Origin of the sequence: Ruegeria arenilitoris (assembly GCF_013032855.1) — a bacterium.
Taxonomy (GTDB): Bacteria; Pseudomonadota; Alphaproteobacteria; order Rhodobacterales; family Rhodobacteraceae; genus Ruegeria; species Ruegeria arenilitoris.
The window spans coordinates 288,483-313,958 of record NZ_WQDA01000003.1; the positions used below are offsets into that span (position 1 = coordinate 288,483).

22 protein-coding genes are annotated in these 25,476 nt (G+C 61.5%); 5 read left to right on the forward strand and 17 right to left on the reverse strand.

The window, feature by feature from the left end; translation table 11 throughout:
• The first annotated feature begins 48 nt into the window (after nucleotides 1-48).
• A complete protein-coding gene (locus tag GOW72_RS11600; protein ID WP_093961837.1) occupies nucleotides 49-477 on the forward strand; it encodes an Lrp/AsnC family transcriptional regulator in 429 nt (142 codons plus the stop codon).
• A 101-nt stretch (nucleotides 478-578) separates the two neighbouring features.
• Nucleotides 579-3,188 carry a bifunctional lysylphosphatidylglycerol flippase/synthetase MprF gene (gene mprF, locus GOW72_RS11605; protein WP_170366960.1) on the forward strand — a complete coding sequence of 870 codons (2,610 nt, stop codon included), beginning with the start codon at nucleotides 579-581 and terminating at the stop codon, nucleotides 3,186-3,188.
• Between the two features lie 3 nt (nucleotides 3,189-3,191).
• On the opposite strand, the gene GOW72_RS11610 is transcribed toward mprF, so the two are convergent.
• The 6 genes from GOW72_RS11610 to GOW72_RS11630 all read right to left on the reverse strand — a co-directional run bounded on the left by GOW72_RS11610 (nucleotide 3,192) and on the right by GOW72_RS11630 (nucleotide 7,957).
• Nucleotides 3,192-4,784: an efflux transporter outer membrane subunit gene (locus GOW72_RS11610; protein ID WP_170366961.1), complete on the reverse strand. Its 1,593-nt coding sequence runs from the start codon at nucleotides 4,782-4,784 to the stop codon at nucleotides 3,192-3,194.
• A 2-nt stretch (nucleotides 4,785-4,786) separates the two neighbouring features.
• On the reverse strand, nucleotides 4,787-5,932 hold the full coding sequence (locus GOW72_RS11615; protein ID WP_170366962.1) for an HlyD family secretion protein: 1,146 nt from the start codon (nucleotides 5,930-5,932) through the stop codon (nucleotides 4,787-4,789).
• A 21-nt stretch (nucleotides 5,933-5,953) separates the two neighbouring features.
• The gene (locus GOW72_RS11620; RefSeq protein WP_093961840.1) at nucleotides 5,954-6,313 is read right to left on the reverse strand and encodes a DUF3302 domain-containing protein; all 360 of its coding nucleotides are present in this window, start codon (nucleotides 6,311-6,313) and stop codon (nucleotides 5,954-5,956) included.
• A gap of 34 nt (nucleotides 6,314-6,347) precedes the next feature.
• Nucleotides 6,348-6,917, reverse strand: coding sequence for a disulfide bond formation protein B (locus GOW72_RS11625; RefSeq protein ID WP_170366963.1), 570 nt, complete (start codon nucleotides 6,915-6,917; stop codon nucleotides 6,348-6,350).
• A gap of 12 nt (nucleotides 6,918-6,929) precedes the next feature.
• Nucleotides 6,930-7,085: a DUF5993 family protein gene (locus GOW72_RS18950; protein ID WP_170339565.1), complete on the reverse strand. Its 156-nt coding sequence runs from the start codon at nucleotides 7,083-7,085 to the stop codon at nucleotides 6,930-6,932.
• Between the two features lie 110 nt (nucleotides 7,086-7,195).
• Nucleotides 7,196-7,957, reverse strand: coding sequence for a DeoR/GlpR family DNA-binding transcription regulator (locus GOW72_RS11630; protein ID WP_170366964.1), 762 nt, complete (start codon nucleotides 7,955-7,957; stop codon nucleotides 7,196-7,198).
• Nucleotides 7,958-8,175: 218 nt separating this feature from the next.
• On the opposite strand from GOW72_RS11630, the gene glpD reads away from it, so the two are divergent.
• Entirely contained in the window at nucleotides 8,176-9,768 is a 1,593-nt protein-coding gene (gene glpD, locus GOW72_RS11635) for a glycerol-3-phosphate dehydrogenase (protein WP_170366965.1), read from the forward strand.
• Between the two features lie 56 nt (nucleotides 9,769-9,824).
• Here glpD and GOW72_RS11640 read toward each other — a convergent pair whose 3' ends face one another.
• The 10 genes from GOW72_RS11640 to GOW72_RS11685 all read right to left on the reverse strand — a co-directional run bounded on the left by GOW72_RS11640 (nucleotide 9,825) and on the right by GOW72_RS11685 (nucleotide 23,115).
• Entirely contained in the window at nucleotides 9,825-12,962 is a 3,138-nt protein-coding gene (locus GOW72_RS11640) for an efflux RND transporter permease subunit (RefSeq protein ID WP_170366966.1), read from the reverse strand.
• 3 nt (nucleotides 12,963-12,965) lie between these two features.
• On the reverse strand, nucleotides 12,966-14,144 hold the full coding sequence (locus GOW72_RS11645) for an efflux RND transporter periplasmic adaptor subunit (protein ID WP_170339557.1): 1,179 nt from the start codon (nucleotides 14,142-14,144) through the stop codon (nucleotides 12,966-12,968).
• 239 nt (nucleotides 14,145-14,383) lie between these two features.
• Complete coding sequence (gene metG / locus GOW72_RS11650) at nucleotides 14,384-16,102, reverse strand: methionine--tRNA ligase (RefSeq protein WP_170366967.1); 1,719 nt, start codon at nucleotides 16,100-16,102, stop codon at nucleotides 14,384-14,386.
• A gap of 69 nt (nucleotides 16,103-16,171) precedes the next feature.
• Nucleotides 16,172-17,395 carry an MFS transporter gene (locus GOW72_RS11655; protein WP_170363635.1) on the reverse strand — a complete coding sequence of 408 codons (1,224 nt, stop codon included), beginning with the start codon at nucleotides 17,393-17,395 and terminating at the stop codon, nucleotides 16,172-16,174.
• 76 nt (nucleotides 17,396-17,471) lie between these two features.
• Nucleotides 17,472-18,071 carry a YceI family protein gene (locus tag GOW72_RS11660; protein WP_170363634.1) on the reverse strand — a complete coding sequence of 200 codons (600 nt, stop codon included), beginning with the start codon at nucleotides 18,069-18,071 and terminating at the stop codon, nucleotides 17,472-17,474.
• On the reverse strand, nucleotides 18,068-19,282 hold the full coding sequence (locus GOW72_RS11665; protein WP_170339548.1) for an MFS transporter: 1,215 nt from the start codon (nucleotides 19,280-19,282) through the stop codon (nucleotides 18,068-18,070). Before GOW72_RS11665 ends, GOW72_RS11660 begins: the two co-directional genes overlap by 4 nt.
• Nucleotides 19,283-19,348: 66 nt before the next feature.
• Nucleotides 19,349-19,969, reverse strand: coding sequence for an ImuA family protein (locus GOW72_RS11670; protein WP_170366968.1), 621 nt, complete (start codon nucleotides 19,967-19,969; stop codon nucleotides 19,349-19,351).
• Between the two features lie 51 nt (nucleotides 19,970-20,020).
• Nucleotides 20,021-20,602: a retropepsin-like aspartic protease family protein gene (locus tag GOW72_RS11675; RefSeq protein WP_170338984.1), complete on the reverse strand. Its 582-nt coding sequence runs from the start codon at nucleotides 20,600-20,602 to the stop codon at nucleotides 20,021-20,023.
• Nucleotides 20,603-20,644: 42 nt separating this feature from the next.
• Nucleotides 20,645-21,265: a MarC family protein gene (locus tag GOW72_RS11680; protein ID WP_093961850.1), complete on the reverse strand. Its 621-nt coding sequence runs from the start codon at nucleotides 21,263-21,265 to the stop codon at nucleotides 20,645-20,647.
• Nucleotides 21,262-23,115 carry an ABC-F family ATP-binding cassette domain-containing protein gene (locus GOW72_RS11685; protein WP_170366969.1) on the reverse strand — a complete coding sequence of 618 codons (1,854 nt, stop codon included), beginning with the start codon at nucleotides 23,113-23,115 and terminating at the stop codon, nucleotides 21,262-21,264. The genes GOW72_RS11680 and GOW72_RS11685 overlap by 4 nt, the downstream gene beginning before the upstream one ends.
• A gap of 106 nt (nucleotides 23,116-23,221) precedes the next feature.
• Between GOW72_RS11685 and GOW72_RS11690 the strand changes: the two genes are divergently transcribed.
• Together GOW72_RS11690 and ndk are read left to right on the forward strand one after the other, a co-directional pair.
• Entirely contained in the window at nucleotides 23,222-24,424 is a 1,203-nt protein-coding gene (locus tag GOW72_RS11690) for a multidrug effflux MFS transporter (RefSeq protein ID WP_170366970.1), read from the forward strand.
• Nucleotides 24,425-24,543: 119 nt separating this feature from the next.
• On the forward strand, nucleotides 24,544-24,966 hold the full coding sequence (ndk, locus tag GOW72_RS11695; protein ID WP_027237357.1) for a nucleoside-diphosphate kinase: 423 nt from the start codon (nucleotides 24,544-24,546) through the stop codon (nucleotides 24,964-24,966).
• Nucleotides 24,967-25,026: 60 nt separating this feature from the next.
• On the opposite strand, the gene GOW72_RS11700 is transcribed toward ndk, so the two are convergent.
• Nucleotides 25,027-25,374: a TfoX/Sxy family protein gene (locus GOW72_RS11700; RefSeq protein WP_170339541.1), complete on the reverse strand. Its 348-nt coding sequence runs from the start codon at nucleotides 25,372-25,374 to the stop codon at nucleotides 25,027-25,029.
• Nucleotides 25,375-25,476 lie beyond the last annotated feature (102 nt).

Here is a 25,476-nt window from a genome sequence, read left to right on the forward strand (position 1 = left end):
GGCAAAATGCTCAAAATGAAATCTGAAAATCCAAATTGGAAACACGAAATGGACGATCTGGACAGCCGCTTGCTCAGCGCCCTTCACAGAGACGCTCGCGCGTCTCTGTCAGAGCTTGCAGAAGTGCTGGGTGTAACGCGGACGACCGTGCGCAGCCGGCTGCAGCGGCTCAAGCAATCGGGTGAGATTGTGGGCTTTACTGTCCTGACCCGTCGGGACGTCGCGCAAAGCCCGGTGCGCGGGTTGATGATGCTGGAAATCGAAGGGCGCGGGACCGAGCGCATCATGGCCCGGATCGCAGCCATGCGGCAGGTGCGGGCGGTGCATTCCACCAACGGCGGATGGGACCTGATCGCCGAGATCGGGACCGAAACGCTGGCCGAACTGGACGAGGTTCTGTTCCAGATCCGCCGCATCGAAGGCGTCACCCGGTCCGAGACCAATCTGCTTCTGTCCACTCGAAAAGGCCGCTTTTAAACCGCCCGCCATTCACCGGCGCGGCATAGCTTTGAATACCAAACGATTTGTGCAAGAGTTTTCCCGCAGGCTTGATCAAGCCCATGGGCAGGGAATTCAATATGAGCACAGCAGACCCAGGCGAAAACTCGCGGGCGGAAATCCTGATTGCCCGGGTGACCGGTCTGTTGGAGCAGCCGATCGTCAGGCTGGCAATACCTGTGGTGATTACGCTGATCGCGTTGACGGTGCTGCACGACCTGTCGAGCCATGTGAAATGGTCGGACGTTCAATCTGACATTGCCGGAACATCCTGGCGGGTGATGTTCCTTGCCGTATTCTGGACGGCCTTCAGTTTTCTGTCTCTGTCCTTCTATGACGTCTTCGCCGTGCAGAGCGTGGCGGGGGGAACGGTCCCCCTTCGCATCGCGGCCATGGCCGGGGCCAGCGGCTATGCGGTGTCGAATTGCCTAGGGTTTTCGTACATCACGGGCACGGCGATCCGCTATCGGATCTATGCGTCGCTGGGGTTGGATCTGGGACGAGTCGCGGGCGTGATCGCCACATCATGGGTGGCCTTCTGGATGGGCCTCATCCTGATCCTCGGCGGAATGATGACGCTTCATCCAGACGGGATCGCCCAGGCGCTGCCGATCAGCGGAACGCTTGAAACGGTCATCGGGGTTGCCCTGCTGGTCGGTCTGCTGGTGCTGTTTGTGTGGCTGGCCAAGGGCGGGCGTCGGCTGGCCTTTGGCGGAGTGGGATTTGATCTGCCCGGAGGCAAGTTGGCCAGCCTTTTGACGCTGGCAGCGATCGGGGATCTGTTCGGCGCGTCGATGGCTCTTTATGTTCTGATGCCCGACGATCTGGGCGTCGGCTATCCCTATTTCTTCACCATCTATATTTGCGCAATCGCAGTTGGAATTCTCAGCCACGCGCCGGGCGGAATCGGTGTGTTCGAGGCCACTTTGATCGCCGGGCTGGGGGCCTCGGGCCGGTCGGACGTGATTGCTGCGTTGCTGCTTTACCGGGTTGTCTACACGTTTTTGCCATTTGCCATCGCAAGCCTGTCGATCGCCGTCGCTTCGGCGCTGGCACACCGGCATCACATCAGCGGTGCGGCTACTTGGTTCTATCGGGCCGTCCGGCCAATCGTGCCGATGGTGGCTGCCGGTATCGCGGCAATGGCCGGTGTGGTTCTTCTGGTGTCCGGCACCTTGCCTGCCAGCTCGACGAAGCTGGGGATCCTGCGCGAGTTTCTGCCCTTGTCCTTCGTCGAGGCATCGCATCTGGCCGGAAGCGCCATTGGCGTTCTGCTGCTGCTTGTGGCGCGGGGGCTGTACCGCAAGCTCTACCGGGCATGGATCGTTGCCATGATCCTGATGCTGGCCGGGTTCTTCGCGTCGCTGGCCAAGGGGCTGGATACGCATGAGGCCATCGGAATGCTTGCAGCCATCGGTTTGTTGGCCCTGTTTCGGGGGGCTTTCTACCGGGTCAGCGGCGCATCCATCTTCCGACTGAACATTCCCTGGCTGGTCAGCCTGATCGCGTTGCTGGCGGTGATCTTCTGGATCGGGTTGTTTGCCTATTCCCATGTCGAATACGAAAATGCGTTGTGGTGGGAGTTTGCATGGAATGGCGATGCCTCGCGGTTCCTACGCTCCAGCATGGTGGTGGCGGTCATCGTCGGGGTGGTGGCCGTGAACTCGTTGTTCGGACGCACGATCCCCGCACGTCAGCGCACCGAGATCCCTGCGGCGGTCGAACGTCTGGCGCTGGCCAGCGAAGACACCGAGGCGCAGATCAGCCTGACCGGCGACAAGCAGTTCCTGGTCGCGCCGGATGAAAGCGCCTTTCTGGCCTATGCCGATTCCGGCAACGCGTTGATCAGCAAGGGCGAGCCTGTCGGCGATGAGGCCGCCGGCCAGCAACTGATCTGGCAGTTGCGCGAAATGGCCGATGCCGAAGGCAAGCTCTGCGCATTTTACAGCGTGTCCACCAAGTATCTGCCTACGTTTCTTGACCTCGGGCTGTCGATCCTCAAGATCGGTGAAGTCGCCCGCGTTCCGCTGAAGGACTTCACGCTGGACGGCAAATCCCGCAAGCGGTTCCGTCAGGCCCGGAACCGGGCCGAGCGTGAAGGATATGTCTTCGAGATCATTCCCAAAGAACAGCTAGCACCAGTCCTGCCCGAGCTGCGCCAGATCTCAGATCACTGGCTGGAAGGCAAGGCGGGCGCGGAAAAGGGTTTTGCCCTGGGCGGGTTCGACGAGCAGTATTTGTCCTATTTCGATCATGCGGTTCTGAAGAACGGCGAAACTGGCAAGATCGTGGCTTTTGCCAACCTGTTTCAGGGCGGCAACAAGTCGGAATTGTCGCTGGATCTGATGCGGTACGAGCCCGACTGCCCCAGCTTTGTCATGGACGCTCTGTTCGCCGAGATGATGAACTGGGGCGCCGGCCAAGGGTTTCATTGGTTCTCATTGGGGGCCGCGCCGTTTTCCGGGATCGAGAACCGGCAACTCGCCTCGCTCTGGAACCGGATCGGCGGTTTCGTCTACGAGCACGGCGAGCAATTCTATCACTTCGAGGGGCTGCGCGCCTTCAAGCAGAAGTTCGACCCGGAGTGGAGCCCCAACTATCTGGCCAGCCCAGGCGGTCTGGCCGCGCCGCGCATCCTGTACGAGGTGAACATCCTGATCTCTGGCGGCCTGAAGGGCCTGACGAAATAGCGCTTAGTTCAGGCTTGCTCGTGTTGGGTCCTGCTGCAGCAGGTCCCCCCAATCGGTGCGATAGGACATCTCGGCCAGTACGGTTTCCGGCAGGAACTCCTGGTTCTGACGGATCTGCCAGCCCCCGCCCAGACCTTTGTAGACCGCGACCAGATTCGACGAAACCTGCTGGCGCGCCTCGATCAGGTTGGCTTGCGAGCGCAGAAGCGCGGTCTGCGTGTTCAGGACGCGGGAATAGTCGGCGATGCCGTCGCGATACTGGCTGACTGCGATGTCGGCGGCCTTGCGCGCTGCGTCGACGCTGCGTTGGTAGAACGTCACCTGCTTGCGCGCCTGGGCATAGGCGACCATGGCGCTTTCGACCTCGGAATAGGCGGTCAGCACGGTGTTCTGATAGTTGGCGATCAGCGCCTGATAGGCGGCGTCCTGTGCGCGCACGTTGTTCTTGATCCGCCCATAGTTCAGCACGTTCCAGACCACGCCGGCGCTGGCCAGACCCGTGGTGCTGTTCGAGCTGAACAGGTCGCGTCCGCCCGACGCCTGCAGGCCGATCGAGCCCGACAGGATGAACTGCGGATACAGGTCCGCCATGGCAATGCCCACTTGCGCCGATTGCGTGGCTGCGGCCAGTTCGGCCGCGCGAACGTCGGGGCGGCGGCGCAGCAGTTCGGCCGGAACGCCGACGGCGACGTTCGATCTTGCTGACGGAATCCGCCCGGACGTTCCCAGAAGGCCGGTCATGCGTGACGGTGTCGTGCCCAACAGTACCGCCAGCGCGTTCTTGGCCTGCTGCAGATCGCTTTCCAGTGTCGGCACCAGCGCCTTGGTGTTGTTCAGCAGGGCGGTGGATTCCTGCACGTCCAATTCCGTCGTCACACCATTGTTGAACCGCAACTGGGTTAGATCGTTGGCTTCTTGCTGCAGCTTGATGTTCTCGCGCGCGACGGCCAGCGATTCCTGCAGGGCGCGGATGTTGATGTACAGCGCGGCCACATCGCCCGTCAGCGTTACCAGCGCGTCGTCATAGTTGGCGACCTGCAGTGCCAGGTTCGACCGCGCCGCCTGCACGCCGCGTCGCTGCGCGCCCCAGACGTCCAGTTCCCACTGGGCGTCAAATCCCACCTGCGACGTCGAAAACTCCGTATCCAGCGGAATGATCCGGTTGATATCGGCAATGGGACCGAGATTGTCGCTGATCCGGCGCCGCTCCAACGCGCCGCCCACGGCCTGCGATTGCGGATAGAGCTCGCCGAATGCGATGCCCAGTTGCGCGCGGGCCTGCAACACGCGCGCGCCTGCGACCTGAAGCGTCAGGTTCTGGGCATAGGCCTCGGCCACCAGCTTGTTCAGGGTCGGATCATTGAAGCTCTGCCACCATTTGACCACGGGGGCGCTGCGTGATGTCAGACCGCTGGCCTGGCTGGCGCTGGGGCTGTTGGCCTCCATCCACTGTTTCACGACCGGCGAGTTGGGGCGCACGAAATCCGGCCCGACCGGGGTGCAGGCAAACAGCAGCGCGGCGCTCAGCGCGGTGCCGATCAACATGCAGCGGCGGTTTCGTGGCCTGCGCGGATGGTCCGGGTTCATGTGTGTCATGCTCAGATATCCAGCGGTCGGATGAAGTTGGCGAAGGAATAGAGGCGAATGTTGATGCGCCGCAGAAACTCAAAGCTTTTCCCTTGCCCGGTATAGATGGCCACGGCCGCGTGCCCGCCAGCGGGGAAAGTATGCCCTTCGGGGACGTCGACCGAAATCTGCACCGCGATGCGCCCGGGAATTTTGGGAATCTCGAACCCCGGCAGGCGGCCGGAGGGCAGGTATTGCCCTTGCCGTGTGGCCCACCAGATGGCCTCGACCTTGCCGGTCAGAATTTCACCCGGATAAAGATCCAGCGCGACTTCGACGGGCTGACCGGGTTCGACGAATTTCAGGTTCTGCTGGCGGTATGTGGCCAGGATATAGGGCGAATCCTCAGTCACGAAGCTGGCGATGGCCCCAAGTCGGATATCACCGACCACAAGGCCGGGACGGGCCTGTTGCGAGACGATCATACCGTTCTCAGGAGCGTAGATCGTTGTATTGTCGAGGAAATACTGTGCTTCGGCCAGCTGCGCCTTGGCCTGAAGGATACCGGTGTTCACTCCGTCGATCTGTGATTCCTGCGCAAGTTGCGCCTTTCTTAGATTGGCCTCAGCCTGTTTGACCGCAGCCTGATCTTCGGTCACTTGTTCGTTCCAGCGATCCAGCTCGTCCTGACGCGCACCCCCGGCAGGCACCAGGTTTTCATAGCGCGCCTTCTGCGTCATCGCATAAGCCAGCTGGGCATTGGCGCGCTCCACCGCCTCGGTCGAGGCGATCACGTCCTGTTCAAGGATTTTGGCGTTCTGCTCCGCAGCCACCAGTTGGGCCTGCGCGTTCTCGACGGCCAGCTTGAACACCGTGTCATCAAACCGGTACAGCGGATCACCCTTGGTGATGGGCGTGTTGGGTTCGACCAAGACCTCGGTCAGGATGGTCGGTTGGGTCAGTTTCGGGACGATCTGGATGGTGGACCGCACCACGTGGCTGTCGATCGAGAAGGGTTGGAAGAACCGCAGCGCGACCAGGAAGATCAGCAGCAGATGGGCGCCGACCCAGAACGACACGATCCCCCAGACAATGTTGAACTTGAGCCATTGTGCTTTGAAGAAAATGAACCAGACAAAAATGATGTAGAAAAGCGTGATGCCGAGGGCGACGAACATAGTGGTGGATTTCCTTCGGCGTCAGGTTTTCTGTGGGTCGTCTGCAGCAGGGGCCCGGTACTCGTCCTTGACCTGCCCGCCAAGGCGCTCGATCTCCTTGCGGATCGCTTCGCGCTCGCCCTCGGGCAAGCGGCGGATGTCCACGGTCATGCCATCATGATAAGCCCAGATAAAGGCGTGCACCCAGGGGATGATCGCCAGAAACCCCATCCATCCCATCAGTTTGACGGCTTCGGCATGGGGGTGGTTCCGTTTGATTGCGATGCGGCCCGGCAGGCCCATGATGAACAGAAACAAGGCCATGACCGCCGCCAGCAGCAGGATCAGCGCGACGAATGTCAGGTAGTCATAATAGCCCAGCGGCTGCCCCAGTAGTCCCATCGTCGCGCCTCCTGTCTGGACGGTTGCCCCATCCTCAGTTGTTGGTGTCCAGTTCGTCAATCAATTTGTAGCTGGTCGGCGGGTCGGCGCAGATGCCCGGACCGCATTCCAACAGCGTCGAACCGGCGTTCAGCACCGCAAGACCCAGCATGATGAAGAACGCGACCTTTGCCAATGTTCTGCCGCCAAAGCGTGGTTCCACGCGCGTGTCCGAAACATACTGCTTCTCGAACATCAGCATGACGGCGGTGCCCAACAGGATCAGGAAAAAGCAGATGGCCGCCCAGGTATAGTAGTGCAGGCCCAACACCGGAGAGCCATAGTGCCCGGTTCCCGGCACGATGTGCAGAAGGATCTGCCGCACCGACACGCTGCCGCCGTAGAGGGCCGCAATCAGCATGATCGCATAGTGTTGGGGCCGCGGGCCATAAAGCAGGTTCAGGCCCAGACCAACACCAACCGCAACGAAGCCAACTCGCTGCAACAGGCAGAGCGGGCAGGGCAGTTCGTACAGCTTGAGCTGGTAGACATAGGCAAGCAACAGAACAAGGCTGACGGCCAGCATTCCTAGGGCATTCAGAGTACGGGACAGTTCAGGTGTCATGATCGTCCCTTTCTACAACTGAATTGTCAGTTGGCTGGTGGCATGAAACTTGAGCCAATAGACGCTCAACGCCAGCGTGAGAAAGAAAACCACGTTCCCGGCCTTTGTCCGTCCAAAGTAATTCAGCGCCATAACGGCTGTAAGTAACGCAAATAAAAGCGCGATCATGGCTCGGTCCTCCCCTCCCGTGCAACGATTGCAATGGTGGTGATACTGTCAGGCCCGCTGCCATCTGGCAAGTTTTGGGATCGTCCGTTCGCCTTAAGTGCGAGCGAACCCTAGCGGCACACCACCAATTGGGTCTGCCATTCGCGGCAGCACGCAGCCAGTTCGGATGTGACGGGTGCGTCTGTATAGAACGTGTCGATTTCGGACAATGACGTGATGCGGGCCGGGGCCGACCGCTGGAATTTCGAGTGATCGGCAACAAGGCTGGTATGCCGCGCCTGCGCGATGATTGTCTGGCTGACGTTCACTTCCTGAAAATCGAAATCCAGCAGATCGCCTTCGCTATCCAACGCAGAACACCCTATGACCGCGTAGTCAAACTTGAACTGACGAATGGTCGAGACTGTCAGATTACCGATCAGGCCCCCATCTGATCGGCGCAGAACACCACCAGCGACCACGATCTCGCATTCAGGGTTTTCGACCAGAATGTTGGCCACGTTCATATTGTTGGTCACGACCATCAGGTTCTTGTGGGTCACAAGTTGCCGTGCCACGGCCTCGGTCGAGGTGCCGATATTCATGAACACCGATGCTCCGTCCGGTATGTCGGCGGCACACCGTTTGGCAATGCGTGTCTTGGCTTCGTCGTTCAGTCCGCGGCGGTCTTCGTAACCGATATTCGAAACGCCCGACCTCAGAACCGCGCCCCCGTGAACGCGGTCCAGCATCCCGGCATCGGAAAGTTCCGACAGGTCCCGACGAATGGTCTGGACAGTGACATTGAACCGCTCGGCCAGATCCTCGACCGCGACACGTCCGTTTTGCTTGGCAAGGCTCAGGATGTCGGATTGGCGAAAGGACAGGGACATATTCGGCTCCGCGGGTGTGGCTCTGTTCGTTTTTGTTCTTTTTGGGCATCGAGCGCAAGCCTGATGTTTTCTTGACTGGGTGCCGAAGGAGAAAGAAGTGAACGACGATCAAGTTGCACGAGATGCGACAAAGCGAACAAAAACGAAAATAGAAATTGACTAAACGAGTGTCGGTCGCGTTAATGCGCGCGACCCTTTTGCAAATGGAATCATCAAACATGGAACAGTCGGACACCCAGATCACCGATCTTTTCATCATCGGTGGCGGCATCAATGGCTGCGGCATCGCGCGCGACGCGGCCGGGCGCGGGTTGAGCGTCACGCTTGCCGAGATGAACGATCTGGCCTCGGCCACCTCGTCAGCCTCGACCAAGCTGTTTCACGGAGGGCTGCGCTATCTGGAGTATTTCGAGTTCCGTCTGGTCCGCGAGGCCCTGATCGAACGTGAAACGCTTTTGCGTGCCATGCCGCATATCAGTTGGCCGATGCGGTTCATTCTGCCGTATCACCCGGACATGCGGTTTGACTCTGAAACGCCCACGTCGCGCTTGTTGGGGACGGTCATGCCGTGGATGAAGGGGCGGCGGCCTGCCTGGCTGATCCGTTTGGGGCTGTTCATGTATGACAACCTAGGCGGCCGGAAGATCCTGCCGGGAACAAGTTCATTGAACCTGCGCACGGCGCCCGAGGGTGCGCCGCTGCAGGACAAGTTCGAAACCGCGTATGAGTATTCCGATTGCTGGGTCGAGGATTCAAGGCTGGTGATCTTGAACGCACGCGATGCAGAGGCACGCGGCGCGCGGATCTTGGTGGGCACCAAGGTTCTGTCGGCCGAACGCAGCGAAGATGTTTGGCAGATCACCGTGCAGGATTGCGAAAGCGGTGAAACCCGTGAACTGCGCGCGCGGATGCTGATCAATGCGGGCGGGCCGTGGGTTGGAGACATCATTCGGACCAAGATCCGTTCGAACTCACGCGAGGGCGTGCGGCTGGTGCGCGGCAGCCATATCGTGACGCCGCGTCTCTACGACCATGACAAATGTTACTTCTTCCAAGGTGAGGACGGGCGCATCATCTTCGCCATTCCCTATGAGCAGGACTTTACACTGATCGGGACCACTGATCAGGACCACCCCGATCCGTCCGAGCCGCCCGTCTGCACCGAGGCCGAGCAGGATTATCTGTGCGCCTTCGCGTCCAAATACTTCAAGAAGCCGGTGTCGCGTGACGACATTGTCTGGACCTACTCCGGCGTGCGCCCGCTGTATGATGATGGCGCCCAAAGCGCCACGGCAGCGACGCGGGACTACACATTGAAAGTGGACGCCGATGGCGGCGCGCCGGTCCTCAACGTGTTTGGTGGCAAGATCACAACCTATCGCCGCCTTGCCGAAAGCGCGATGGAGAAGGTGGCCGAGCACTTCCCAGACCTCTCTGGCCCTTGGACTGCGGGAGTTGCTCTGCCGGGCGGGGATTTCCCGGTCGACGGGGTGGAGTCACTGGTTGCCGGGTTGAAGGCCGACTACGGATTCCTCACCGACAAATGGGCGCACCGTCTGGTACATGCGTACGGCACCGAAGCACGCATCATCCTCGGGAACGCGGTCCAAGCCGATGATCTGGGCGTCGATTTTGGCGCGACCCTGACCGAGCGTGAGCTCGAATGGCTGGTGGACAGGGAATATGCCCGTACAGCGCAGGATGTGATCTGGCGTCGAAACAAACTGGGACTGCGCCTGAAACCCGAGCAGGTTGAGCAGATCGAGGCCTGGATGCAGAAGCGTCGTCAGCAACAACTGAAAACCACTTAAAGACCCACCAAACAAAAACGCCCCGCGGATTTCGCGGGGCGTTTCTTTTTTCTAGGTCAGGCCGCCTTTTCGGACGGGTCGGGATCCTTGTTCGTGCCCTTGATCCACTCTCGCATGCTCTGCATCACCGCATAGAGGACCGGCACCAGGATCACCCCGAACAGGGTCGCGGCGAGCATCCCGCCAAATACGGCCACACCAATCGCCTTCTGGCTGGCTGCACCAGCACCGCTGGCTGCCAGCAGAGGCACAACGCCCAGCAGGAAGGACAGCGCGGTCATCATGACGGCCCGGAAACGCTGATGCGCAGCCTCGGCGGCGGCGTCCTTGACAGACAGACCCTTGGCCCTCTGCTCCATCGCGAATTCCACGATCAGGATGCCGTTCTTTGACGCAAGCCCCACCAGCATGATCATCCCGATCTGCGTGTACAGGTTGATGTCACTGCCCACGATCGCCACCGCCGCAACCGCGCCGAACAGGGCCACGATCACCGATAGCAGGATCGAGACTGGCATCGTCCAACTTTCGTATTGCCCGACCAGGAACAAATACCCGAACAAAATAGCCAGCCCCAGGATCACCACGACCAGCCCGCTGGATGCCAGCTGTTGCTGGGCGGTTCCGGTCCATTCAAAGGCATATCCCGGGGGCAGGGCGGTCGCCGACTCTTCTGTCATCACGGTGATTGCGTCACCGGTCGACAGACCTTCTGCCGGAACCGCCGTCACCGTCGCGGAACGGAACAGGTTGTGGCGTTTCAACAGAACCGGGCCAAGCACGTTTTCGACGTCGATGAGCGTTCCCAGCGGGACCATCTCACCGGTGTTCGAGCGGACGTACAGGTTTGAGATGTCCTCGACATTGTCACGATACGACCCTTCGGCTTGGATCATCACGCGATAGACGCGGCCGAACAGATTGAAGTCGTTCACATAGTACGAGCCAAGCTGAGCCTGCATGGTCTGGAAGATTTCGGCGACCGATACGTTCAGAGTTTTTGCCTTTTCCCGATCCAGATCCACGAACAGCTGCGGGACGTTGGCCCGGAAAGTCGTGTAGGCTTGGCCGATTTCAGGCCGCTGGTTGGCCGCGTAGACAAAGGATCCCACGGCCGAGGCCAGATCCTGCGGCGAGCCGCCTCCGGTTTGCTGAACCTCCATTTCGACGCCCGCCGACATGCCAAGACCTTGGATCGGCGGCGGGTTGAATGCGACGATCGAGGCGGCGGATTCGCCGTTGGCGATGGCCAGTACCTTCTGCAGGATGGCGTCCGCCGTCAGATCCTCGTCTTGCCGTTCGTCCCAGTTGTCGAGGTTGACGAACACAGCCGCGCCGTTGGTGATGGTTCCGTTCAGCAGTGAGAATCCGTTGATCAGAACGGTATTCGCCACGCCCGGAATCTCGCGGATCTGGTCGTCGACACGTTTGGATACCGCCTCGGTTCTCTCCAGTGTGGCCGCGTCGGGCAATTGGATGTCCACAAAAAGATAGCCGTTGTCTTCAAGCGGCAGGAACCCGCTGGAGGTGTTCGACATGATAGTCACGCCGCCAAAGGCAAAGCCCGCGATGATCCCGAGCGAGACCACGGGGACGATCAGCAGCTTGCGCACGATGGACACATAACCTGCGCGCATCGTCCCGATGAATTTCTCGAACACCGCCAGCAGACCCTTGGGCGGGCCTGAACGCGCCTGAAGGACCAAACCGCACAGCGCTGGCGACAAGGTCAGCGCATTGATGGACGAGATGACGACGGCGGTCGAGATCGTAACCGCGAACTGTGAATACAGCCGCCCCGAGATACCGGGCATGAAGGTCACGGGGACGAAGACGGCCAGCAGAACCAGAGTTGTCGCAATGACGGGGCCAGTAATCTGCCCCATGGCCTTGCGGGTCGCTTCGGCCGGCGGCAGGCCTTCCTCGGCGATGATCCGTTCCACGTTCTCGACGACCACAATCGCGTCGTCGACCACGATCCCGATGGCCAGCACGAGTGCAAAAAGCGAGATTGTGTTCAGCGACATCCCGAACAGCAGGAGGAACGCAAATGTCCCGATCAATGAGACCGGAATCGCCACGGCCGGAATGATGGTCGCCCGCCAACTGCCCAAGAAGATGAACACGACCGAGATCACCAGAATGAAGGTCAGGATCAGCGTCGACACCACGTCGTTCAGCGACTGTTCGACGAAGTCCGTAGTGTTGAAGGGAACCGCATATTCCACATCGGTCGGGAACGACCGTGAAAGACGCTCCAGTTCGGCTTCGACGCGGTCGGACACGGCCAGCGCGTTGGCGCCCGGCGCCTGGTAGATGCCGATTACCGTCGCCGGAACGGCCTGAAAATAGCCTGATGCGGCATAATATTCCGCCCCCAGTTCGACGCGCGCAATGTCACGGACCCGCACGATCGAGCCGGCGTCGCCGGTCCGAATGACGATATCGCCAAACTCCTTGGCCGATGTCAGGCGGCCTTTGGTCTTGATCGTGTACTGAAAGGTCTGGCCTTCAGGCACCGGCGGGGCGCCGATCGAGCCAGCGGAAACCTCGATGTTCTGTTCGCGAATGGCCGAGATCACGTCACCCGGCGTGATGGAAAGGGCGGCCATCTTGTCGGGATCCATCCAGATCCGCATCGCGTATTCCAGGTTGGTCAGAACGTCGGCCTTGCCCACGCCCTGCACCCGTGCCAGCGCATCCTTGAGGTTGATCGACGCGTAGTTCGACAGGAACACGCTGTCATAGGTGCCGTTGGGCGAGGTCAGGGTGACCAGCAACAGCATGTTGGTCGACGCTTTCTGCGTCACCACCCCCGACGAGGTGACTTCGGTCGGCAGCGAGGACATGGCCTGCGCCACACGGTTCTGCACATTGACCGATGCGATGTCGGGGTCGGTGCCCACCTCGAACGTGATGTTCAGCGAATACGAGCCGTTGTCCGAGGATGTGGACGTCATGTAGATCATGTCATCCACGCCGTTGACCTGCGCTTCGATCGGCGCGGCAACCGTGTTTTCAACGGTTTCGGCGTTAGCGCCAGTGTACGTCGTCGTGACGCTGACCACCGGTGGGGTAATGTCCGGGAATTGGGCAACCGGCAGGACCATGTAGCCGATCGCCCCCATGATTGTCAGCACAAGCGAGATCACAAGTGCCAGCTTGGGCCGGCTGATGAACAGGGCGGAAAACATCAGTTATTCTCCCGGCTGTTCAGAGGCGACAACAGCGTCAACGGCAACACCCGGGCGCACCCTTTGCAGCCCTTCCACGATGACGCTTTCGCCCTCGCGCAGACCTTCCTTGACGATCACGGCAGAACCGACCGTGTCGCCGGTCGTGATGTAGCGCTGTTCGACCATCTGCTTGTCGTTGACGACCAGCACAAACTCTCCGCGTTGATCTCGCTGCAGGGCAGCTTGAGGGATCAGCACTTCAAGCGTGGGTTCAAGCGCTTCGATGTGAACGTTCAGAAAGGCGCCATCCACGATCAGACGTTTGTCGTTTGCAAACTCGGCGCGCAGGGTGATCGCGCCGGTCAACGGGTCGATCCGGTTGTCCACGAACACGATCTTGCCGGTTTCCTCCAGCTCAGTACCATTGGGCAGCGTAAGCCGGACAACCGGGCTCTTGTTGCTTTCAGCAAGGGTGGAGGCGGTCTCACCAACGGTCTGAAGAACGGAGGTGAACTGCTTTTCATTCAACGAGAAATTCACGTAGATCGGCGCTTCGCTGATCAGGTTGACCAGCGGTTCCGTGTTGGGGCCGACCACGTCGCCGACGCTGGTGCTGATCCGACCGATCCGGCCGGAAAACGGTGCGTGGATCTGCGTGTAGTCCAGATCAAGCTGCGCCTGTTGAATGGCTGCGTTGGCCGCTTTGACTTCGGCTTCGGCGACCAACTCGTTCGCGCGGGCAATGTCGCGCTCGGATTCCGGCGTTGCGTCGCGCCTGTACAGTTCTTCCTTGCGGGCCAGGTCGACCTTGGCCAGTTCCAGATTGGCTTCGGCCCGATCAAGATCCGCTTTTCGGGCGTCCAGCGTGGCCTGGTACAGGTCGGGCTCAATGGTAAACAGCAGATCACCCTCGTTGACCAACGAGCCTTCTTCGACATTCCGGCTTTCCAGGAAGCCGCTGACTCGTGCGATGATGTCCACGTTGTCCGTGGCTTCGGCCCGCCCGATAAAAACAGCCTCCTCGGTGATTTCCTGTGTGTATGCGGCCGCAATCGAAACCTTGGGCGGCGGTGCATCCGACTGATCCTGGGCAAATGCGACCGGTGTAAACGCAAGGCATGCCAGCAGTGTCGCGCAAAGGCCGAGACGCGAGAGCGTTCGATTGCTGGTCGTGTGGGTAAGCGTCTTTTCAACGGTCATTGCGAGTGCCTCATTCAAACCGGGATTTGGGTCGAGCCGGACCGTTCCTGAAGCCCGAGTCGACTAAACTCCAAGTCAGGATGGAGGCATTGTTGAAAATTCTCAAGTATTTGAATTTTAAACGCTCGAACCCTGTCCGGGGATGTCTCGGCCGTCGAACCAATTTCGTCCGACGATTTCATCGGATCGGTCGGGTCAGTTGGCTGAAAAAAAGGGGGCCGCCGGCCCCCTTGCTGTACTCAGCTCCGCACTCCGGCAAAGCGTGTTTGCCAATCTTCGCGCTGTTCGTCGGTGATCTTGGCGAACAGAACGTCCGGCACCGTGAACGCGTGTCCGGCGGGCAGGGCGCTCAGCGCGGCCTCCACGTCCTCGGGCCAGCTGGTATCGAGCGTGTTCATCGCGCTCAGCATTCTGGCCGAAGTTTCAGGGATGAACGGCGCGCTGAGTACTGCATAAAGCCGGATCAGGTTCAGGCCCAGCCGCACCTGCGCGGCGGCCTGTTCCGGGTCTTCTTTGAAGGTGGACCAAGGCGCAGCGGCCTGCAGGTATTCGTTGCCCGCAACCCAGATCGCACGCAGTTCCTGCGCCGATTTGCGGACCTCCATCGCCTCCATGTGCGCCTCGTAGGCGCGAATGCGCTTGGTCAGTTCCTCGATCAGCGCCTGTTCGCGTTCACCGTATTCGCCACCGGACGGAACCTCTTCACCGAATTTCGAGCGGCAGAACTTGGTGATCCGGCTGACGAAATTGCCCAACACGTCCGCCAGGTCCTTGTTGACCGATTGCTGGAAGTTCTCCCAGGTGAATTCGCTGTCGCTGCTTTCGGGCGCATGGCTCAGCAGCCACCAGCGCCAGTAGTCGGCGGGCAGGATGTCCAGCGCCTGGTCCATGAAGACGCCGCGGCCCTGGCTGGTCGAGAACTGTCCGCCGTCATAGTTCAGATAGTTGAACGACTTCAGGTGATCGACCAGCTTCCACGGCTCACCCGAGCCGAGGATGGTGGCCGGGAAGGACAGGGTGTGGAACGGCACGTTGTCCTTGCCCATGAACTGCACATAACGCACGTCGTCGGCGCCCTTGTCGGTGCGCCACCAGCGTTCCCATTCCGCATCCGGCTTGCCGTGGGCGTCGGCCCATTCCTTGGCGCAGGCGATGTATTCGACCGGCGCGTCGAACCAGACGTAGAAGACCTTGCCCTCCATGCCGGGCCAGTCCTCGTCGCCCTTCTTGACCGGGATGCCCCAGTCCAGGTCACGGGTGATGCCGCGGTCCTGCAGGCCGTCGCCGTCATGCAGCCATTTCTTGGCGATCGAGGTGGTCAGCACCGGCCAGTCAGTCTTGCTGTCGATCCAGGCGTCCAGCTGATCCTTCATCGCCGACTGGCGCAGATACAGGTGCTTGGTCTCGCGCACCTCAAGGTCGGTCGAGCCGGAAATCGCGCTGCGCGGGTCGATCAGGTCGGTCGGATCCAGCTGCTTGGTGCAGTTTTCGCACTGGTCGCCGCGCGCCTTTTCGTAGCCGCAGTTGGGGCAGGTGCCTTCGATGTAGCGGTCGGGTAGGAAACGGCCGTCGGCGTTGGAATAGACCTGCTTTTCGGTCACTTCGCGGATCAGCCCGGCCTCGGCCAGCTTGCCGGCGAAATGCTGGGTCAGCTTGTGGTTCTGCGGGCTGGACGACCGGCCGAAGTGATCGAAGCTGAGGCCAAAGCGCTTGGCGATGTCGGCCTGCACCTCGTGCATCTCGGCGCAGTATTCGGCCACCGGTTTGCCGGCCTTGGCCGCGGCCAGCTCGGCTGGGGTACCGTGTTCGTCGGTGGCGCACAGGAACATGACCTCGTTGCCGCGGCCGCGCTGGTAGCGCGCGAAAAGATCTGCCGGCAGCTGCGAGCCGATCAGGTTGCCAAGGTGCTTGATCCCGTTGATGTAGGGAATTGCCGAGGTAATGAGAATCCGAGCCATGTTTGGTTTCCGCCTAACTGTCTGCGCGCGCTCTATCAAACCGGATCGGGAAATCCCAGCCCCAGAATGCTATCGCCCTTCGCGCGAGCGTTTCAGCAGGCGGCCGATGGTGAAGGACGTGCGCGGCGCGTAGACGTAGTTCGTACGTTCCTCGGGCGTCGGGCGCGAGCGCATCCGCGCCAGTCCAAACACGATCAGAACCGCGTGGCCCAATGCCACGAAGGCAAACAGCGCGCCGGGGCCGAATTGCTCGATCAGCGTCGAGGAAACATAGGGCGAGGCGATAGCCCCCAGCGCATACCAGAACATCAGCGCCGCCGAAAGTTCCACCCGCTGCTCGGTGGTAGCGAAGTCGTTGGCATGCGCGGATGAGATCGAGAAGATCGGAAAGGTCGTTATTCCGAACAACCCGGCAGCCAGCATGACGCCGACGGTGCCCGTGCCGCTGGCGGCCATGGTGATACTGCAACTGACAACGGCGGCAATCGACATCCAGATCAGCACCCAGCGCCGGTCGTACTTGTCGGCCAGCCACCCGACCGGATACTGCGCCAGCGCGCCGCCCAGTACAAAGGCGGCCAGAAAGAATGCGATCTGATCGACGCCCAGCCCAACCTCTTGTCCGTAGACGGGACCAACCATCCGGAACGAAGCAGAGCTGATGGCCGAGACGATCACTCCAGCCACCGCCAAGGGCGAGCAATGCCAGGCCAGCTTGGGCCGCAAACGCGGTGCGTCCGGAGTTTCGGGCTGGCTGGCGCGCGTCAGGGTCAGCGGCAGCAACGAGGCACAGCACAGGATGGCCAGCAGGTTGTAAGAGACATATGAGGCAGGCGGCAGAACGGCGATGATCAACTGCGCGCTGAGAGAGGCTCCCATATCGGCCAACCGATATGTGCCCATGGCGCGGCCGCGGGTTTCGTTGGTGACTTTGGCGTTCAGCCAGGCCTCGATGACGGTATAACAACCCGCCACGCAGGTGCCCGAGGCAATGCGCAGCGCGGCCCAGGCATAGGGGTTTTCGGTCAGCGTGTGGCCAATCAGACCCATCGCGCCCAGAGCCGTGCAGACCGCAAAGGCGCGCGAGTGCCCGATGGATCCCATCAGCCTTGGCGCCCACCAGCATCCCGCAAAAAAACCCAAGAAGTGAGCCGAGCCCAAAAGGCCGATCTGTTCAGTTGAAAACCCCAGCGTCAGGCCGGATATAGCGTCCAGCGGACCCACGCCGCCCGTGGAAAGCTGCAATAGAATGACCGAAAGAAAAAGGGCGGCGAATGAGATGATGGTACGCATGGGTCCAGTAGATGTCCGAATGGCGTATGACGATGCGCGCGGCTATTCGACTTTGTGGTGTCGTTTTCCGCCAGTTTCAGGGTTTTCTGCGAATTTCGGTTCGTATGTTCAATCCCACAGTTTCGTCGACCAGGTCCGCATAGCCGGTGGCGCCGAAATCGTTCCGGTTCAACGCGCCGGTCAAATGGATGAACAGCCGGTTCAGATCGTCCTTTGCGGAACCCGGCGGGCGATAGAGCGCGGCATCAAGAGTGATCGGGCGGGTCACGTCGCGCACCGTCAAATCGCCGGTGACGGTTGCCCCGTCGGAAATGCGTCCGCCAGGGCCAAGGCTGACGGCCGTCGAGACGAAGTGGATTGATGGAAACTGCGCGGCGTCCAACACGGATCGGCTTAGCATCGGGCCGCGTGCAAACGGCAGTTTCGTGCGTGCCTCGGCGACATTCAGGACGACGTCGACCATGCTGTTGCGCAGGTTTTTCGTGTCCACCAGAACGTCAGCGGTCTGGATCGGCATGGTGCCGGTCTGGGCCGAGCCAGCCAGACCGAATGTGAATTCGATCAATGTACCTTGTGTTTCAAGTATATACGGAACCGGGGCGGCCACGGCGTGCCGCACCAAGGGCAGCGATGCCAGCCCCGCCAGTACCAGAGTTCGGCGGGTCAGGCGGCTCATGCCGGAACCCGCCCCTGGCGCGGCCGCGAGCGCATCAACAGTGTTGCAATAATGGCGATGTTCAGCCCGTTCCACAGGATGCCGTTCACGAAGGCCAGTTCATACTGCCCGGTCACGTCATAGATCCAGCCGGACATCCAACCACCCAGCGCCATGCCCATGATCGTCATCATCATGACGAAACCGACGCGCGCGCCGGCTTCTTGCGGGGGCATGTATTCTCGGACGACCAGCGCATAGCTGGGCACGATGCCGCCCTGCGCCAGTCCGAACAACAGGCTGATGACATAGAGCGACACCATTCCGTCATAAGGCAGGAACAGGAACAGGGCGATGCATTGCAGGATCGACCCGATCAGCAACGTGTGAACGCCGCCCAGCTTGTCTGCGACCAGCCCCGAGATGATCCGGCTGACGACACCGCCCATCAGCATGAGCGACAGCATCTCGGCCCCGACCGCCGGGCCATAGCCCAACCCTACGCAGTAGGAGACGATGTGGACCTGCGGCATCGACATGGCGACGCAGCAGCCGATTCCGGCGAGGCCCAGCACATATTGCAGGGTCCGCGGCGACAGGCCGACGCTGCGCGCGTTGATCTGCGCGGCGGCTGCGGCGGTGCCATGCGCCTCGGCTGGGACCTGCCGGCGCAGCAGCAGCGACAGCGGGATAACCACGATCAGGGTGATGACCGCCAATGTCAGATAGACCTGCTGCCACCCGTCGCGGGCAAGGATACCAGACAGGAGCGTGGGCCAGATCGCGCCGGACAGATAGTTTCCGCTGGCCACCAGCGCCACGGCGATCCCGCGTCGGCGCAGGAACCAGTGCGAGATGTCGGCGATCAGCGGGCCGAACCCGACGGCGGTGCCCAGGCCCAGCAGCAGATGCGCCACCGACAGCATCGTGATCGTCGGCGCCCATGTCGCCAGCAGATAGCTGAGCGCGCTGAGGCCTGCGGCACCGATCAGCGCCTTGGTTACGCCCAGCCGGTCCACCACCTGACCCAGCCACATGTTGCCAAGCGCAAAGCCGATCATGGCCAGCGTGTAGGGCATCGAGGCTTCGGCCCGGCTGGCGCCGAACTGGGTCTCGATCGCGGGCATCACCACGATCACCGCCCACATGCCCACATTGGCCACCGCCGCGATGGCCAGCGTGACCAGAAGGCGAAGCCAGGAATAGCGGCTGTCGTGGATCGGGTGGGTCATTCCGGCACGCTAGGGGGCGGGATGCGGTTTGACCAGTCACAACTTGCGTGATCCATGCCCGGTCGGTCAGGCGCAGGTTTCCTCGGCGCCGATCCGTTGCAGGTGCAGCCCGGCGCGCGGCGCGGTCTGGGTGGCGTGCCAGCTGACCGGGGGCAGGGCGCGGGCGCGGCGGCGGGTCAGGGTCCAGCGGCGAGTCTGGCCCGTGTGCGCCGGGGCCATGTGCCAGCGTGTCTCGATGCCCTGCGCGCCGCCGTCGCCGGGGGTCAGCAGCAGCCCCAGCGGGGCCTGACCCATCGTGCCTCCCTGTTCGGCGGCCAGATGCATCCGGCGCACCGGCGTCAGGCCCGGTGCCCCCGGCAGATCGCCGACCACCAGCGGCACCGCCCCGCTGCGCAGCGCCTCTTCGATGCACCACAGCAGGTCCTCGGCCCGGGTGGGGCGGACGAACAGGAACCGGGCGGGATCGGCAAAAGGCATCATGCCGTCGGGGTTCAGCTGATCGGCCTCCCACGCGGGCGAGATCCACAGAACCGGCCCCTGCGCCTGACCGGCCAGCCACATGGCAAAGCTGCGCCGCGCGGGGCCGCAGGCCTCGTGCACGCGGGCCAGTTGCAGCGAAATCTCATCATGCAGGGTCAGCCCCGGCGCCGCGCGCGCCGGTTTGCGGCCAAGAAGATGCGTGGACATGGCCGAATGCTAGCATGTTCGCATTTTGTTCTCAATCCCGAAAGCCGCCATTCAGCGCGACAGGATCATCCGGCCGTCAGAAAACTGGATGTTGGAAAAACGGTGCAGGTAATCCATGCCCAGCAGGGACTGGTCCAGATCTCCTCCGTTGATCCATGCCGCAACATTTCGGTCCGTGATGGGCCCCAACGCCAGGCTGTCGAGGCGCACAGGCGCAGTCTGGACCACCCCATTTGCGGTCGAGGCACGCCCGTGAAAGGTCAGCTGACCGGTATCGAATCCGACGCGCTCCGCGTCCTGCGGGCTCAGCACGATCTGGCTGGCCCCGGTATCCACCAGGAATGTCACCGGTTTGCCATTCACCAGCATCGGCAAGTAGTAGTGCCCGTCGAACGAGCGGGGTACTTCGATCACATCTCCGGTCACGGACATCTGCGGAGATACGCCAACGGTCGAGCGGATATCACCCCAAAGGCCGACAACGGCAATGATCCCGATGAAGATGAAGACCCAGGCCATGGCCATCTGCAAGGTCTTGCCCAACGACTGCCGATTGTGAGTGAAGAACCACATCAGCAGTGCGGCTCCCAGCAGAACCAGATAGGCCAAACGTCCAAAATCGTTACCATCCATGCGGGCACCCGAAACCTTCTTTCATAAAGTCAATATGGGGCTTCAGGACGCGAACCCAAAGGCCTTGAGCCCATCGAGAATGAACTGAACCGACAGCGCGGCCAGCAACATGCCCAGAAGGCGGGTCAGCACGGTCAGGCCGGTCTTGCCCAGAATGCGCGCGATCAGGCCGCTGGACAGGAAGAACAGCAATACAACCGCCATCACGGCAAGCATCACGCCGACAGCGGCAGCGATGCCCTGAATGCCGGGGTGCTCACCGGCCAGAAGGATGATCGTTGCGATCGATCCGGGACCGGCCACCAGAGGAATGGCCAGCGGAAAGACCGAGGGGTCAGGGTGCTCTTCCTCTTCCGCACGGTCCTCGCGCCGCTTGTTGCGCCGCTCGAACAGCATGTCGAGCGCGGTCAGAAACAGCAATGCGCCGCCAGCGACCTTGAAAGCCTCCATCGAGATGCCGACAAAGCCGAGAACCGCCTCTCCGAAAGCGGCGAAGGCGATAAGGATGCCCGAAGCGGTCAGGCACGTGCGGTAGGCGACGCGGCGACGGGTGGCCGGGTCCATTCCTTGTGTCAGCGCGACGAAGATCGGTGCGGTGCCAAAGGGATCGATCACAACGAACAGGGTTGTGAACGCGGTTATGAAGAATGCCATTTCGATCATGCGGCGGCCTCTGCGCTTTCCAGCCGCTCGGCGGCGGCGACCCACAGCGCCTCGGCGCGGGACATGGCCTCGACCACCTCGGCGAATTTTCGGTTCCAGGTTTCCAGATCAGCGATCCGGTCATCTTCGTACAAGGCCGGGTCGGATAATTTGGCCGAGAGCTTTTCGTGCATGTCCGTCAATTTCTCCAGCCGTTCCTCGCATTTCCGCAGGTCGGCCCGTAGCGCGAGAATGGTATCGCGAGAGGCGCGTTTGGGTTTGGCGGCCGGTTTTTCCCGGACCGGTGGTTTGTCGCGCGCCAGCAGCATCTGGCGATAGGCTTCCAGGTCGCCGTCAAAGGGTTTGACCGTGCCGTCCGAGACCAACCACAGCCGATCGGCCACCAGCCCCAGCAGGTGCATGTCGTGGCTGACCAGAACCACAGCACCGGAATAGGCAGTCAGCGCCTCGACCAGGGCCTCGCGGCTTTCGATGTCCAGATGGTTGGTCGGCTCGTCGAGGATCAGCATGTGCGGCGCGTCGATCGTCGCGATCAGCAGCGACAGGCGCGCTTTCTGGCCGCCCGACAGCCGGCCCACCTCGGTTTCGGCCTGATCCGCGCCCAGCCCGAACCCGGCCAGACGCGCGCGCAGTTGGGCCGGGGTCTCGGTCGGGCGCAGGCGCCGCAGGTGATCCAGCGGGGTTTCGTCCACATGCAACTCATCCACCTGATGCTGGGCGAAATACCCGATGCGCAGCTTGCTGCTGCGGGTCATCTTGCCGGCCAGCAGGGGCAACCGGTCCGACAGCAGCTTGGACAGTGTCGATTTTCCCTGACCGTTCTTCCCCAACAGCGCGATGCGGTCGTCCTGATCGATGCGCAGGTTCAGACGGCTCAGCACCTCGGTGTCGCCATAGCCGGTGACGCCGCCTTCGATCTGGATGATCGGGGGCGACAGTTCCTCGGGCTCGGGGAACGAGAAGGCGCGCAAGGCAGCCTCCTGCGGGGTCGAGATCAACTGGATCCGTTCGATCATCTTCAGCCGCGATTGTGCCTGAACGGCCTTGGACGCCTTGTAGCGGAACCGGTCAACGAAGCTCTGCAAATGGGCGATGCGGGCCTTGGCCTTGGCGTTTTCGGCCTCGGCCTGGGCCAGATGTTCGGCGCGGCGTTCGGCGAACTTGTCATACGGTACCGCGTAATAGGTCAGCTGGCGGTCTTCCAGATGCAGGATCGAGCCGACCGCCCGGTTGAGCAGTCCCCGGTCGTGGCTGATGACGATGACCGTATGCGGATATTTCGCCAGATAGCTTTCCAGCCACAGCGCGCCTTCAAGGTCCAGATAGTTGGTCGGTTCGTCCAGCAGCAGCAGGTCGGGCTGTGAGAAAAGAACCGCCGCCAGAGCGACCCGCATCCGCCAGCCGCCCGAGAAATCGGAGCAGGGCCGCTGCTGATCTGCATCGTCAAAGCCCAACCCCTTGAGGATCGTGGCCGCGCGGGCCTCGGCCGACCAGGCATCGATATCGGCCAGCCGGGTCTGAATCTCGGCAATCCGGTCGGGGTCGGCGGCCTCCTGCGCTTCGGCCATCAGGGCGCTGCGCTCGGTGTCGGCGGCCAGGACCGTGTCGATCAGCGACACGTTGGACGAGGGCACCTCTTGTGACACACCGCCGATCCGCGCGCGGCGGGGCAGGGTGATGCTGCCCGATTCCAACGCCAACTCGCCCCGGATCAGGCGGAACAGAGTGGTCTTGCCGGTACCGTTGCGGCCGACCAGACCCACCTTGTGGCCTTCGGGAATGGTGGCGCTGGCGCCCTCGAACAGAGGGCGGCCTTCGACCGAATAGGTGATGTTCTCGATCCGTAGCATGGGCCGCTCTTAGCAGAGCGATACTGGCGCCGCCAGACGCAAGCCATGTGCAAACCACATGCGCTGTGCTAGCGCTTTTGCAGATTAACGAAATTCGGATGTTGAGATGCGGGCCGCACAAACTCCACCCTCTTTGGTGACCCTTGTCCTTGCGACCGGTCTGTCCGTGCTGTCGTTGAACATGTTCCTTCCGTCCCTTGCGAACATGGCGGTCGATTTTCGGGCGGATTATGCGCTGGTGAACCTGTCGATCGCAGCCTATCTGGCCGTGTCCGCCGTACTGCAACTGATCCTTGGGCCAATGTCCGACCGGTTCGGGCGCAGGCCGGTTCTTTTGACCTGCATGGCGGTCTTTGTGGCGGCGTCACTTGGCTGTGTTCTGGCGGAGTCGATCTGGACCTTTCTGGGGTTCCGTCTGATGCAGGCCGCCGTGGTCGGGGGCTCGGTGCTGTCTGCCGCGTCGATCCGCGACCAGTTTCCGCCCAACGAGGCCGCAAGCAAGCTGGGATATGTCGCCATGGCAATGGCTTTGGCGCCGATGCTGGGCCCGATGCTGGGTGGCACTTTGGACATGCTGTTCGGGTGGCGGGCCGGGTTCGTCTTTTACACGGTTGCAGGGGCGGCGCTGCTGACGCTGCTCTGGGCGGATATGGGCGAGACCAACCACAACCGGTCCGCCACTTTTGCCGCGCAGATGCGCGAATACCCGCACCTGTTCCGTGCCCGGCGGTTCTGGGGCTACGCGTTGTGCGCGGCATTCTCGATCGGGGGGTTCTACAGTTTCATCACCGGAGCGCCCCTGGTGGCCGCCGCCTGGTTCGATCTGAGCCCCGCGACACTGGGCCTGGGGATCGGCATCATCACCGGCGGTTTCATGGTCGGCAATTTCGTAACGGGTCGGATCGCCGCGCGTACTCGGCTGACGACGATGATTCTGGCCGGGCGCATCATCGCCTCGGTCGGGCCGTTCTGCGGGCTGTTGCTGTTTTTAGGGGGGATGGGGTCGGTCTGGGTGTTTTTTGGATCAGCGATCTTTGTTGGTTTTGGAAACGGTTTGACGAACGCCAACGCGTCTGCGGGCGTCATGTCGGTTCGACCCCAACTGGCCGGCAGCGCAGCGGGCCTGTCGGGCGCTCTGATCGTCGCGCTCGGTGCGGTCATCACTTCGATCACCGGAGCTGCGGTCAGCCCCGAAAACGGCCCGTATCTGGTGCTGTCGATGATGGCAGGCAGCAGCTTTCTGGGCCTTTTGGCCGTTCTGTATGTCCGTTGGGTGGATGCACGGGACCCGCTTCCCGACGCAATCTGACGCCCAAAGGCGCGATCGCGCCATCATTCCACTTTTCACGGGCGAAATACCGTGTTAGGCGGCGCGCGATGAATTTCGCGCGGCCCAGCCCGCGCCGTCAGACCAAGGAGAGGCCCGATATGGCACTGGAACGCACTTTTTCGATCATCAAGCCCGATGCAACCCGCCGCAACCTGACCGGCAAGATCAACGCCAAGTTCGAGGAAGCCGGCCTGCGCATCGTCGCGCAGAAGCGCATCCACATGACCAAGGAACAAGCCGGCAAGTTCTACGAAGTTCATGCCGAGCGTCCGTTCTATGACGAACTGTGCGAGTTCATGTCGTCGGCACCGGTTGTCGTTCAGGTTCTGGAAGGCGAAAATGCCATTGCCAAGAACCGTGAAGTCATGGGTGCAACCAACCCCGCCGATGCGGCACCGGGCACCATCCGCGCCGAATTCGCCGAGTCCGTCGGTGAGAACTCGGTTCACGGCTCGGACGCGCCGGAAACCGCAGCGGTTGAGATCGCATATTTCTTCTCGGGCATCGAACTGGTCGGCTAAGCCGCACCACGATACCTGTCGAGATTGCCGCGTCCGATTTCGGGCGCGGTTTTTTGTTGGTCAGACGGATTTCAGATCGTCAGGGCCGACACGTACACCGATGGCATCCAGATCCGCGACGATCCGGGACGCCGGAGCCTGGTTCGTTGACGATTTCAAAGCATCGAACCTTGCGCGCAGGGCTTTCTTTTCTTCGCCCTTGCAATCGTTCCAGGGGCGGCCCTGCAAGCCCATGACCAACACGTAATAGCCGATGAAATGAGGCCGGGTTCCGGCCTGTATCAGCCGGGCATAAGCCGCATCGGCACCAAGTTCGCGTAGCTCTTCGGCCGAGTGGATGCCCGCACGGGCACAGGCCTGCTCGAAAGCAGGTCCAAGATTGCGGATGGAAGACACAGGTTCGGGCATGTTTCTTTCTTAGCTTTGCCAGGGCGTGCTGTCACTGCCCGCCGGAACGTTGTGCGAAGAATTCCGTTGCGCTAGGCATTGAGCGACGGGTCCGTGCAGGAG

Bases quoted from the DNA above. Each gene is read 5' to 3' on its own strand.
- GOW72_RS11600 (WP_093961837.1), top strand. From the start codon at position 49: ATGGACGATCTGGACAGCCGCTTGCTCAGCGCCCTTCACAGAGACGCT.
- mprF (WP_170366960.1), top strand. From the start codon at position 579: ATGAGCACAGCAGACCCAGGCGAAAACTCGCGGGCGGAAATCCTGATT.
- GOW72_RS11610 (WP_170366961.1), bottom strand. From the start codon at position 4,784: ATGACACACATGAACCCGGACCATCCGCGCAGGCCACGAAACCGCCGC.
- GOW72_RS11615 (WP_170366962.1), bottom strand. From the start codon at position 5,932: ATGTTCGTCGCCCTCGGCATCACGCTTTTCTACATCATTTTTGTCTGG.
- GOW72_RS11620 (WP_093961840.1), bottom strand. From the start codon at position 6,313: ATGGGACTACTGGGGCAGCCGCTGGGCTATTATGACTACCTGACATTC.
- GOW72_RS11625 (WP_170366963.1), bottom strand. From the start codon at position 6,917: ATGACACCTGAACTGTCCCGTACTCTGAATGCCCTAGGAATGCTGGCC.
- GOW72_RS18950 (WP_170339565.1), bottom strand. From the start codon at position 7,085: ATGATCGCGCTTTTATTTGCGTTACTTACAGCCGTTATGGCGCTGAAT.
- GOW72_RS11630 (WP_170366964.1), bottom strand. From the start codon at position 7,957: ATGTCCCTGTCCTTTCGCCAATCCGACATCCTGAGCCTTGCCAAGCAA.
- glpD (WP_170366965.1), top strand. From the start codon at position 8,176: ATGGAACAGTCGGACACCCAGATCACCGATCTTTTCATCATCGGTGGC.
- GOW72_RS11640 (WP_170366966.1), bottom strand. From the start codon at position 12,962: ATGTTTTCCGCCCTGTTCATCAGCCGGCCCAAGCTGGCACTTGTGATC.
- GOW72_RS11645 (WP_170339557.1), bottom strand. From the start codon at position 14,144: ATGACCGTTGAAAAGACGCTTACCCACACGACCAGCAATCGAACGCTC.
- metG (WP_170366967.1), bottom strand. From the start codon at position 16,102: ATGGCTCGGATTCTCATTACCTCGGCAATTCCCTACATCAACGGGATC.
- GOW72_RS11655 (WP_170363635.1), bottom strand. From the start codon at position 17,395: ATGCGTACCATCATCTCATTCGCCGCCCTTTTTCTTTCGGTCATTCTA.
- GOW72_RS11660 (WP_170363634.1), bottom strand. From the start codon at position 18,071: ATGAGCCGCCTGACCCGCCGAACTCTGGTACTGGCGGGGCTGGCATCG.
- GOW72_RS11665 (WP_170339548.1), bottom strand. From the start codon at position 19,282: ATGACCCACCCGATCCACGACAGCCGCTATTCCTGGCTTCGCCTTCTG.
- GOW72_RS11670 (WP_170366968.1), bottom strand. From the start codon at position 19,969: ATGTCCACGCATCTTCTTGGCCGCAAACCGGCGCGCGCGGCGCCGGGG.
- GOW72_RS11675 (WP_170338984.1), bottom strand. From the start codon at position 20,602: ATGGATGGTAACGATTTTGGACGTTTGGCCTATCTGGTTCTGCTGGGA.
- GOW72_RS11680 (WP_093961850.1), bottom strand. From the start codon at position 21,265: ATGATCGAAATGGCATTCTTCATAACCGCGTTCACAACCCTGTTCGTT.
- GOW72_RS11685 (WP_170366969.1), bottom strand. From the start codon at position 23,115: ATGCTACGGATCGAGAACATCACCTATTCGGTCGAAGGCCGCCCTCTG.
- GOW72_RS11690 (WP_170366970.1), top strand. From the start codon at position 23,222: ATGCGGGCCGCACAAACTCCACCCTCTTTGGTGACCCTTGTCCTTGCG.
- ndk (WP_027237357.1), top strand. From the start codon at position 24,544: ATGGCACTGGAACGCACTTTTTCGATCATCAAGCCCGATGCAACCCGC.
- GOW72_RS11700 (WP_170339541.1), bottom strand. From the start codon at position 25,374: ATGCCCGAACCTGTGTCTTCCATCCGCAATCTTGGACCTGCTTTCGAG.